The sequence below is a fragment of the Thermostichus sp. MS-CIW-26 genome (assembly GCF_054059115.1).
Window position 1 is genome coordinate 1 of sequence record NZ_JBSSBV010000069.1, and the last position, 9,872, is coordinate 9,872.

Here is a 9,872-nt window from a genome sequence, read left to right on the forward strand (position 1 = left end):
TGGGGCCAACATGATTGCCAAGCTTGGGGCTGTCGTAAACCAGCCTAGAGGCCCGTGGTTGGCTTGCCAACTGCAGGGCTACCGAAAGCCCGCCCCGTACTGCGAAGCAGTCAGGGCCGGGTAGTTTACTTGGGGATCTCGATGGTTACGTTAGCCAACTGCACATCGTCATGATCCACCCAGGCTCCGCCGTGCCGGATGACTGTATCACCTCCCAGCGGCACCGAGATGTGCAGGGATCCCCCGAAAAGGGGAATGCTGATCGGCACTTGGGGACCACGGGTGACCATGGGGGGCTGAATCAGGGTTTTGCCAGTGCGCAGGGTAACAGTGTTCAGGCCCAGGCGCAGAGGTTGCAGCGGCAGGGGAATCTGTAGGTTATCTCCCCCCAGGTGAATCTGTTCGACTTCCACTCCGTTCAGGATGACCTGCATGGGAGACATGTTGGCACTGGGGATCCGGGATTGACCGGCCCGATAGGCGGCAGCTGTATCCAACCCAATCAGGGATCCAATCCGCAAAACCGGTGGGCGCGAAGGCAGGCGTTGCAAAGTGAAAGAGCGGGTCATCTCCACCCCTTGGGCAGGGCCCAAAAATTGCCCGGCGGCAGCCGATTCCGGCGAGTACTGGTTATCCCCCAGGCGGATGACATTCGCCTCCAGTACCAAAGTTGTGTTGGGATCCCAGCGCTCCAACTGCAGTTGCCAAGGCCGATCCCCGCTGGCTTGACCGTTGCCTGTACTTTGGGAATAGGGCAAGTAATTTTCCAGCCGCGCCACCAAAATTTCTTCTGCCGGCAGCGGCCCTGGCAGGCGAAACCGACCCTGGGCATCGGTGCGCACCGAAATACCCGCCCCCGGAATGGCCACCTCCGCCCCGGCCAAGGGCTGCCCTGTCAGCCGATCCACCACCTGTCCCGAATAGGCGGAATCCAACTGCACCTGTCCTGTGGGCACATCCGTTGCTGCCTGAATGCGCTGCTGCAACACTTGCCAGTCGGCTTCTGTGATCCGTCCATCCTGGTCGACATCGGCAGCTCGGATCTGGTCGTCGGTCAATCCCCGTTCTCCCCGCAAGTAGGCCCCCAACAGGTTGAGATCCTGCACCGTCAAACGGCCATCCCCATCCAGGTCGCCCGCCTGAAAGGGCTGCGCGTGGGCAAAAGACACGCCTATCCAACCCAGGCCCAGGGATCCCAGTAGCAAAAGAGAATGAGCCAAACAGGAGACCCTAAACATGGCAACTCTCCTGGGAGTTGTTCATGTTCTAACGTAATTCACCTCCTCGCAGCAGGGCTAACCGAGCCGGTGTAGAGTACTCTTGAGCGCAATTCTGCCGGTTCGCCTTTGGCTGCAGGAGCCGAAAACTTGATGGTAGGATAACCGTGGTGACTTGCTTGTCCTATGGCTCGATACTCCTGCGTTACCCAGCTTGTGGGCTCAGCCGAGCAGCTCAGCGAGTCGATTCGCGCTGTTTTGGAGCGCTGCCAACTCAATATCCTCCACAACAGCCTTGATTATTGGGTGGCCGGCGAGCCTCCCGGAAAAAATCCCCACACCAAACTGGTGACGGTGGAAGTGTTTGTGGATCGCACCCGTCAGGCTGCCGACGGCTCTGTACAGGTGACCTGCATTGCCAAAAATGAAGAGCTGCCCCTAAAAAGCGTTAACCACTGCCAACAAACCTTTGACCGACTGAAGGCAGAGCTAGCCCAGTTGCAAAGTCAACTTCAGCTTGCTGCCCAACAAAAAGATGCCTTACGATAGCTAGGCTGAGTTTGCTTTGATCCCATGGCGCGTCGCTGCCAACTAACCAACAAGAAACGCAACAACGCTTTTGCCATCTCCCACTCCCACCGGCGCACCAAGCGCCTGCAGGAAGTCAATTTGCAGTGGAAGCGCATCTGGTGGGAAGAGGGTAAGCGGTTTGTTCGTCTGCGCCTTTCCACCAAAGCCTTGAAGACTCTCAAGGCCAAGGGTATAGGAGCCATGGCCCGAGAAGCCGGGATCGACCTCAACCAGTTTTGAGCTTTCTCCTCAGCCCAGTTGTGTGTAAACTACCCGGCTCCGACCGCTAAGCGGTACGGAGCGGGCTTTCAGTAGCCCTGAGCCTGTTCTGCTCTACCAGAGAACAAAACAAGCCCGGACCTCTAGGCTGGTTTACGGCAGCCCCCAAGAGCGCAATTACGTTTGCACCATTCAAGTCCGCATCCCCTTCCCATCCACAGTGTCCACACTTAAACTTCTTTCCACTGCGATAGGATTGCGCAGGGTCGGGATGGATGTGCAAACACCGGTGACAGGTCTGCGAGGTATAAGCAGGCGGCACAAGAATCAGAGAAACCCCTGCAACCCTCGCCTTGTATTCCAGAAACTGGCGTAGCTGGTAGAACGCCCAACTGTTGGCCCTGCGCCTTTCGGTTTTGCTGCGGGGTTGTTGATTGACTCTTTCCCGGATCCCTGTCAGGTCTTCCAGAGCGATAGCGCTGTTTGTGGCTTTTGCCCTGGAGACAATAGCTTTGGAGATGCGATGATTGACCCACGTTTGAAAGCGTCTTTCCTTGCCAGACAGCCGTTGCAGCAGTTGACGGCATCTGCGCCGCGAACTGCGTGTGCCCTTACTGGCTTTGCGTTGGAGTACCGCCCTCAACCGGGAGTAGCGGTCGCGGACTCTGTTCAACTGCTGTCCATTCCAATTGTCCCCGTCTGACGTATGGGCAATATCTGTCCTCCCCAAGTCCACCCCGATCACCTTGTCGGTATCTTGTTGCTTGGGTGGCTTTTTCTCTACGCAAATCTGGATGTAGTAGGAGCCATCTTTGCGCTTGATCAGCGTGGCAGCTTTTGGGTTGGAACCAGCCAGCATCCCACGCTGGTAGTTGCCAATGGCCAGTTCAAAGCGTTCTCTCCCTTCCACCGTGGTGAGCGACACCGTCCAGTCTTTTTGACGGAACGAAAAGATACGGGCGTCGTAGGTAACAAAGCCGCTCTTAAACTCCTTGACGGGACGCTTTTTCTGCTTAGCCACTTTGCGGGAACCCGCTACCCGTCTGCACACCTGTTGAGCCAAGTTACTGGACAAGCCAAACCGGGCTCGAATCTCGTAGTAGCAAAGGGATTGCAGCTTGACCGCGTTGACGATCTTCTCCGGCGTGTTCTGGTTGACCCAATTCAAGGCTTGGCCAAAAGCCTCCAAAGTCGCGTCCAATTTGGCGGCTTGCGACTGGGCTACCTTGAGCTTGCAGGAGACGGTCAGGACTTGGGTCATGGTTCTATTGTAACCTCGCATTCCTCCCGGCACTGACCCTACGGGTACAGTGCGGGGCTCCTGCGATTTCTAGCTGACGGCTCCAACCTCACAGCAAGCCAAAAAGCTTACGCGACTTGGGCTGCAAACCCGCCAGCAAAGTGTTGAGGGTATCCCGTTGGGTAAGCTCGTTGGTGCCGCTGGCCCGCTCGATTAAGAGCTTGCGCGTCTCATCGGAGAGCTTGGCATCGGTAAAATCGGCTCCACTGAAGAGCGTATCTTCAATCTGAGCATCCTGTAGGTTGGCCCCCACCAAAATGGCCTGTTCCAGGTTGGCAAACTGAAGCTGGCAACTCACCAAGGCGGCCTGGGAGAGGTTGCAGCGAGATAGGTTAGCCTGGCGGAAGTCGGCGGCAAAGAAGTTCCCCTCCGCTAGGTTGGCAGCCACCAAGCTGGCTTCGCGAAAGATGGCATGGCTGAAACGGCCCCCCTGAAAGCTGCTTTTGTCCAGTTTGGCGGCGGTAAAGTTGCTGTAGTCCCCCAGAGCCTGGCTAAAGCTGGATCCCCGTAGATCTGAGGCGGTAAAATTGGCCCGCTCTAGCTCAGCGCGGCGAAAGTTGCACAGACGTAGGTCGGCTTGCTGCAGGCTGATCGAGCGCAGGTTAGCCCGCGTCAAATTGGATTTGGGCATCTGAATGCGGTCGAACAGGCCCCGCGAGAGGTAGGCATTCTCCAGGTTGGCACCCACCAGGGAGCGCCCCTCACGCAAGGCTTCCAGCAAGTCCCGCGTGGTTTCAATGCGAACCGGCTCTGAGGGTTGAGAAGGGGGAGCACTCACAGATGGAGCATTCCTCACAGGTTAGGCCAGAAATCCGGTCAACCCAGCCGAGAACTGAGGGCCAACTGGGGATTCCACCTATCAAGCTAACGTTTGCGTCGCCTGTCGAGGTTAAGAGGATGTTAAAAAGACAACCCTGCATCGAGCTTTCCAGAGGGGGCCTTCTCTTGTGGAAACAGCCTACCGGGGGAGAGCCATCGGCTCCGATTTGTTGCATACTCGGGGCAGCCTTTCGTCAGTGAACCGCACCTCCCATGCAGGTAGCTTTTATTGTCGATCCATTGCCTCAGTTGCAGGTGGGCCATGACACCAGCATTGCCCTGATGGAAGCTCTGCAGAAACGGGGACACCGCATTTTCTGCCTGGGCCTGGCGGATCTCTACTGGGATCAAGGGGAAACTTGGGGATCCCTTGAGGAAATCCGGTTGGATCTGAAGGCGGATCCCTGGTATGAGGTCAAAGACCAGAAACTGCTGCCCCTGAGCCAAATGCAGGCGGTGTGGATGCGCAAGGATCCGCCGGTAGATGCGGCCTATCTCTATGCCACTTACCTTTTGGATCGTCTCTCTCCCAGCCGCACACTGGTGCTCAATCATCCTGCCGGGATCCGCTCGGCCAACGAAAAGCTCTATGCCCTGCAATTCCAAGAGTGGATCCCGCGTACCCGCGTCAGCAGCAACAAACGCCTGCTGCGTCAGTTCGTCGAACAGGAAGGACAGGCGGTGCTCAAGCCTTTGGGTGGCAAAGGTGGGGAAGGGATCCTGAGGGTCAATGCCGGGGATCCAAACCTCAACTCGTTGATTGAAATGAGCACCCAATTTGGTCGGCTGCCCGTGATGGTGCAAGAGTATTTGCCACAGGCGGCGGCAGGAGATAAACGCATTTTGTTGCTGGAAGGAGAACCTTTGGGCGCCGTCAATCGGATCCCTGGAGAGGGCGATTTTCGGGGCAATGTTGCTGCCGGCGGTCGAGTGGAAAAAACCAAGATTACCGAAAAAGAACGGGCTCTCTGCGGGGCTTTGGCACCGGTGCTCAGGCAGGAGAAGCTGTATTTTGTCGGGATTGATGTTATCGGGGAACGACTAACCGAAGTGAACGTGACCAGCCCAACAATGCTGCGAGAACTCTGTCAGTTGGAAGGAGTTGACCTGGCAGATCAAGTGGCTCAGTGGCTGGAAAAGAAGGTGCCCGTCAAGGGCTGAATGACTACCCACCAGGATGTTTCTGGGATCCGGCGCGTCTGTTGCCTGACGGGGTTCCCGTCTATTTAGGGAGTCTATAGAGATCAAATTATAGCTTGGAATGACCATAGTAGGTTGAGTTCAACTTTTTCCGGTCGGCAGATAGAAAATAAAAAGCCCCACAAGGGGGCTCTGCCGCGACCAGTCAGCGACTTATAAAACTCTAGAGCAATATAAAGAAAAGCTCCATGAATAGGCCGTATTGAACATCGCATTGAGCACAGTTTTTAGAATCTCAGAAAAAAGGCCAAATCCTCGGAGCTGTTATCTTTTTTTTAGATTTTCCGACCCGAGGCTAATCCCAGGCCCCTTCTGCTTTGCCGGAGCGGTCTTTAGAGTTGCTGCTCTTGCCCAGTGGGTTACGAGTCAGCCGGTGGCCTTTCCCGACCCACCCAGCGCCAGATGGTGGGCAGCAGCACTGCCGCCAGTCCGCACTTCACCAAGTCTCCTGGGATAAAAGGGAAGACCCCTTTGTTGAGGACGGCCAAGATCGAGGTGGGCTCAACATTCTGGTTCAGCCACACCCCCAGCCAAGTGGCTCCCAGCAAAAAAATCAGAGCTGAGCAGGATAACATCGCCAGCGCCATCTTCCAGGGGTTGCGATCCACGCCCCAGCGCTCCACCAACCAGCCCATCAGCCCTGCAGCCAGGGGAAAAGCCAACAGGTAGCCCCCCGTCGCCCCGGCCAAGTGGCCAAGCCCGGATCCGCCACCGCTGAAGAAGGGCAATCCCAGGATCCCTTCCAGCAGGTAGACCAGCAACGTGAGAAAGCCCAGCCGTGCCCCAAAGCCTGCCCCCACCAGCATCACCCCAAAGGTTTGCCCGGTAATCGGTACCGGCGTGAAGGGCAGAGGGATCCGCACCTGAGCCAGGGCAGCTACGAACAAACTTCCCCCCAGAACCAGCAGGAGATCCCGAGTTCGGGAAGGGCGAGGCAGAACAGTTTGCGCCAAGGGTGCGTGAACAAAGGTAGCAGTCATGAGAGGTTTGCACTCCTGTTTACCCGAAGACTGAGCTTAAGGCCCCGTCCCATCGCTGCGCGGAAGCAAGCCAGTAGGGCGGGGAGCATGACTCTAGTCAATAATAAGCTCAACTATACTGAAAATAATGTATAATATGTTCAGTACGGATTACTACCAGTTGATCTTTCTGTTTACTTTCGAGTCTGCCAACATGGTAGCCAAAGCAAAGCAGAAAATTGGTAGTAAGACGACACGGAAACTGCGCTTTGGGTATTCTACTCAAAGCTTTGCGGGATACCGCCATTCTGGTTGGAAACAAACAGAATGCTATCGCTGCATAGTTGAACAGTGATGTTCAGCAGTGTTCAGCGTAAATGTATCAGTATGTCAGGGTTTCAGAATACAAGAATTCGGTTACCGAAAAACTGGGTTTGAAGCCCCGCCCTTTAAAGCGGCTTTGTGCTACGCTGCCTGCAGTGCCAGGGTAGTCAGCCGCTCTCGCCCACAGCAGCACAGGGCGCATTGTTCGCGTAAACGGGCTGTAGGCCCTAAACCCGACAGCCTGACGGTTGGATCCGACCTCAGTGGGTTTTGTGGTTGTTGTTTACAACGGCACCTAAAGGCACTCGGGAACCACCCTGTGTGCTGGCGAGTACGTAGCGCTGGGGAGCTGCGTGGCAGCAACGTTGAGGTCGAGGATGATCCCACGCTGCTCATTTTGCACCCTGTGCATCGGAAAGAGCCATAAAGCCAAGCAGGGGCTAGATGGATTCTTGCGGCACTTCTGAGCCTTTTTCAGGTTGAGCAACACTGGGCCGGTTCTGGCGAGTTGCTTGTACAATCGCCACTGTAAGCAAATGGGAGAGCAGACCCACAGGCCCGGCAAACAAGCACAAAATCAGAGAATGGGTTGTCCATACTCGCTTATCCCACCCTTCCAAAAAGATCCAGCGGCCCACAAACAAATCCATGACGATGTAGTGGACCCATCCCGTCGCCATAACAGCGGGTTGACTGAATAGGTCGGTTAGGCTGGTCAGAGACAGTTGAGGGTTGGAAAATTCCTTGAGAACATCGGCATTAAACCCGGTGACCAAAAGATACAAATAAACCGCCGCCAGAAGAGCGATGGGCAAAAGCGATTCCATCACTTTGCGGGTTACCTTCCAACCCGGCAGCAGAATCATCAAGGCCCAAAAGGGCAGAGCAAACCAGTTGGCCCCGTTAAAGATCATCTCCAGCATGCTTGGAACCCCCAACGCTACCTGTCCATTATCGGCCCAATGCCCCCTGGGGATCCCTGCAGTGGTGGGTAGGAATGGATAGGAGCTATTCCTGACTTGCCCTGAAGTTTTTTCTGGAGCCAGAGGGATCCCGGTCGCTATTCCGGTTGGCGGAGCCTAGCAGTTGCAATGGAGCTGACCGCACGGCCACTGTCGGTGGTGGCAGCAATGCAGGAAATCCGGGATCCAGTGTCGGTCATGGCCCAGAAGCTGCTGATGCTTTTGGCCGTAGAGGTGGGTTGAGCTGGGCCGATGGGGGATTCTACTGCCTGGGAGTCTGGGGATTTTTCCTGAGCAGGGAGCAACACCACAGGTTCCTCACCCCGTTGGGCTGCTGCAACTTTTGGGGCGGGATGTTCTGGTGTGGGCTCAGGGGCTTCTTCTTTGCGGGCGGCCTCTGCAGCAGGGACATTCCGGGGAGAGGGCTGCTGAACCGGCCTCTTGCCAAGGGGCGGTCGTGGGGCCTTGCGTGGCGCGGCAGCGGGGGGTGCAGGGGGGGCTTGGCCGGCGATCTTTCCCCATAAGGCTTTGAGGAGTTGCCACATGGCTGGGTTAACTTCTGAGCGATAGAGCAGTGAGGAATGGTGTTATCCTGCCATGCTCTGGCCTGAGAATCCATCCCCTCTGCCAGTCTTGATAGAGCAAAGTCATAACGAGTATGATTAAGTAGCTTGCTTAGGGAGAAAGTTCAACATGGCGCAGATTCGCGAGATTCCCCTTGCCCAAATTCGCCGCCCTTTGCCGCGGCAAACGGATCCGGATAAGGTGCAGGCGCTGATGGCTTCCATTGAAGCAGTCGGCCTACAGGAGCCCATTGAGGTTTTGGAAGTGGAAGGGGAGTACTACGGGTTCTCCGGCTGCCATCGCTACGAGGCATTTGTCCGCTTGGGCAAGGAGCGGATCCCCTGCCGGGTGCGAAAAGCGCCACGTGCTGTTTTGAGGCTACACCTGGCCTGAAAGGGATCCCTTCTGGCCCGGCTCCTCTTCGGCGGTGTAGCCCCGTTCGTAGGCAAAACGCACCAGTTGCGAGCGATTTTCCAAAGAAAGCTTGCTGAGAATGTTGGTCAGGTGAGTTTGCACAGTGCGCGGGCTGATGAACAGCTTCTCGCCGATTTGCTTGTTGGTGAAGCCGCGAATGACTTCCCGAAAGACCCGCTCTTCGGCAGGGGTCAGGGGCAATTCGGGTGGAGTGGGGCGGGGGGCCGCTTCCGGTTTTGGCTGGGACTGCTGTTGGATCAGCCGCAGAATTTCCGATTGGGTGCGGCGGGAGCGTTCAATCTGGGCCTCGATTTTGGCCACCAGTTCCAGGGGTTCAAAGGGCTTGATGATGTAGTCATCCGCCCCCCGCTCGTAGCCCTGAACCCGGTCATCGATCTCTCCCCGCGAAGAGAGAAAAATGAAGGGGACGAGCTCGCCGCCGCGCTGTTGGCGCAGCTGTCGGCAAAACTCGAAGCCGTCCATTTCCGGCATCACCACATCTGAAACCACCACATCCGGCTGCTCTTGGGCAAACAGACGCAACCCTTCTACACCCGAAGCGCCTGTACAAACCCGATAGCCATGCTGAGTCAGGTGGCGGCTCAGCACCTTCAGGGAGAGGGGATCGTCATCTACGACCAGTACACGCTTCATGAGGACTCGAGGAGGCTGTTAGGGAAAAGGGTAAAGCGCTATTCACCTGTTATCTGTCGCTATTTTAGGGAGACGGACAGGATTCGTCATTTGGCTGGGGTGCCTTGACCCATAATAGTGGTTTCAAGGGTGGCCTGGTTGAAAGGTAAACTACCCGGCTTCGACCGCTAAGCGGTACGGAGCGGGCTTTCAGTAGCCCTGAGCCTGTTCTGCTCTACCAGAGAACAAAACAAGCCCGGACCTCTAGGCTGGTTTACGACAGCCCCCAAAAGCGCAATCACATTCGCACCATTCAAATCCGCATCCCCTTCCCATCCACAGTGCCCACACTTGAACGACTTACCACTGCGGTAGGATTGCGCAGGATCGGGATGAATGTGCAAACACCGGTGGCAGGTCTGCGACGTGTAGGCAGGCGGAACAAGAATCAGAGCAACCCCCGCACGCAGAGCCTTGTACTCCAAAAATTGACGGAGTTGATAAAACGCCCAACTATTTGCCCGCCTACGCTCTGTCTTGCTGCGTGGCTGTTGATTGACCCTTTCCCGAATCCCTGTCAGGTCTTCCAGAGCAATAGCGCTGTTTGTCGCCTTTGCCCTAGAGACAATAGCTTTGGAGATGCGATGATTGACCCACGTTTGAAAGCGTCTTTCCTTGCCAGACAGCCGTT

The 9,872-nt window shown here is 56.2% G+C and carries 12 protein-coding genes and 1 pseudogene; 5 read left to right on the forward strand and 8 right to left on the reverse strand.

The genetic code is table 11. The annotated features are described in order from the left end of the window. Positions 1-124 (forward strand): annotated as a pseudogene (locus ACVWZU_RS13760) (RNA-guided endonuclease TnpB family protein); the annotation flags it as partial. Between the two features lies 1 nt (position 125). Here ACVWZU_RS13760 and ACVWZU_RS13765 read toward each other — a convergent pair. Further along, positions 126-1,238, reverse strand: coding sequence for a dockerin type I domain-containing protein (locus tag ACVWZU_RS13765; RefSeq protein ID WP_457445470.1), 1,113 nt, complete (start codon positions 1,236-1,238; stop codon positions 126-128). 165 nt (positions 1,239-1,403) lie between these two features. On the opposite strand from ACVWZU_RS13765, the gene ACVWZU_RS13770 reads away from it, so the two are divergent. After that, on the forward strand, positions 1,404-1,766 hold the full coding sequence (locus ACVWZU_RS13770; RefSeq protein ID WP_414344659.1) for a hypothetical protein: 363 nt from the start codon (positions 1,404-1,406) through the stop codon (positions 1,764-1,766). Positions 1,767-1,790: 24 nt separating this feature from the next. Continuing rightward, positions 1,791-2,027 (forward strand): 50S ribosomal protein L28, encoded by a 237-nt coding sequence (rpmB, locus tag ACVWZU_RS13775; RefSeq protein ID WP_011431026.1) that lies wholly within the window; start codon positions 1,791-1,793, stop codon positions 2,025-2,027. A gap of 46 nt (positions 2,028-2,073) precedes the next feature. On the opposite strand, the gene ACVWZU_RS13780 is transcribed toward rpmB, so the two are convergent. Together ACVWZU_RS13780 and ACVWZU_RS13785 are read right to left on the reverse strand one after the other, a co-directional pair. Next, a complete protein-coding gene (locus tag ACVWZU_RS13780) occupies positions 2,074-3,267 on the reverse strand; it encodes an RNA-guided endonuclease InsQ/TnpB family protein (RefSeq protein WP_457445473.1) in 1,194 nt (397 codons plus the stop codon). Positions 3,268-3,355: 88 nt separating this feature from the next. Next, complete coding sequence (locus ACVWZU_RS13785) at positions 3,356-4,084, reverse strand: pentapeptide repeat-containing protein (RefSeq protein WP_457445475.1); 729 nt, start codon at positions 4,082-4,084, stop codon at positions 3,356-3,358. Positions 4,085-4,338: 254 nt separating this feature from the next. Between ACVWZU_RS13785 and gshB the strand changes: the two genes are divergently transcribed. Beyond that, the gene (gene gshB, locus ACVWZU_RS13790; RefSeq protein WP_457442054.1) at positions 4,339-5,286 is read left to right on the forward strand and encodes a glutathione synthase; all 948 of its coding nucleotides are present in this window, start codon (positions 4,339-4,341) and stop codon (positions 5,284-5,286) included. Between the two features lie 398 nt (positions 5,287-5,684). Here gshB and ACVWZU_RS13795 read toward each other — a convergent pair whose 3' ends face one another. The 3 genes from ACVWZU_RS13795 to ACVWZU_RS13805 form a co-directional block, all read right to left on the reverse strand. Further along, positions 5,685-6,305, reverse strand: coding sequence for a biotin transporter BioY (locus tag ACVWZU_RS13795; protein ID WP_457404209.1), 621 nt, complete (start codon positions 6,303-6,305; stop codon positions 5,685-5,687). Positions 6,306-7,048: 743 nt separating this feature from the next. Continuing rightward, a complete protein-coding gene (locus ACVWZU_RS13800) occupies positions 7,049-7,531 on the reverse strand; it encodes an ABA4-like family protein (protein ID WP_457384842.1) in 483 nt (160 codons plus the stop codon). 137 nt (positions 7,532-7,668) lie between these two features. Further along, the gene (locus tag ACVWZU_RS13805) at positions 7,669-8,115 is read right to left on the reverse strand and encodes a hypothetical protein (protein WP_457397725.1); all 447 of its coding nucleotides are present in this window, start codon (positions 8,113-8,115) and stop codon (positions 7,669-7,671) included. Between the two features lie 148 nt (positions 8,116-8,263). Between ACVWZU_RS13805 and ACVWZU_RS13810 the strand changes: the two genes are divergently transcribed. After that, positions 8,264-8,527 carry a sulfiredoxin gene (locus tag ACVWZU_RS13810; RefSeq protein ID WP_011432677.1) on the forward strand — a complete coding sequence of 88 codons (264 nt, stop codon included), beginning with the start codon at positions 8,264-8,266 and terminating at the stop codon, positions 8,525-8,527. Here the strand turns inward: ACVWZU_RS13810 and ACVWZU_RS13815 are convergent. Both ACVWZU_RS13815 and ACVWZU_RS13820 read right to left on the reverse strand, forming a co-directional pair. Continuing rightward, positions 8,513-9,202 carry a response regulator transcription factor gene (locus ACVWZU_RS13815; RefSeq protein ID WP_414389514.1) on the reverse strand — a complete coding sequence of 230 codons (690 nt, stop codon included), beginning with the start codon at positions 9,200-9,202 and terminating at the stop codon, positions 8,513-8,515. The two genes, ACVWZU_RS13810 and ACVWZU_RS13815, sit on opposite strands and share 15 nt — an antisense overlap. Before the next feature lie 167 nt (positions 9,203-9,369). Then, positions 9,370-9,872, reverse strand: a 503-nt coding sequence (locus ACVWZU_RS13820) for an RNA-guided endonuclease InsQ/TnpB family protein (protein WP_457445478.1), incomplete at its 5' end; no start/stop codon positions are given.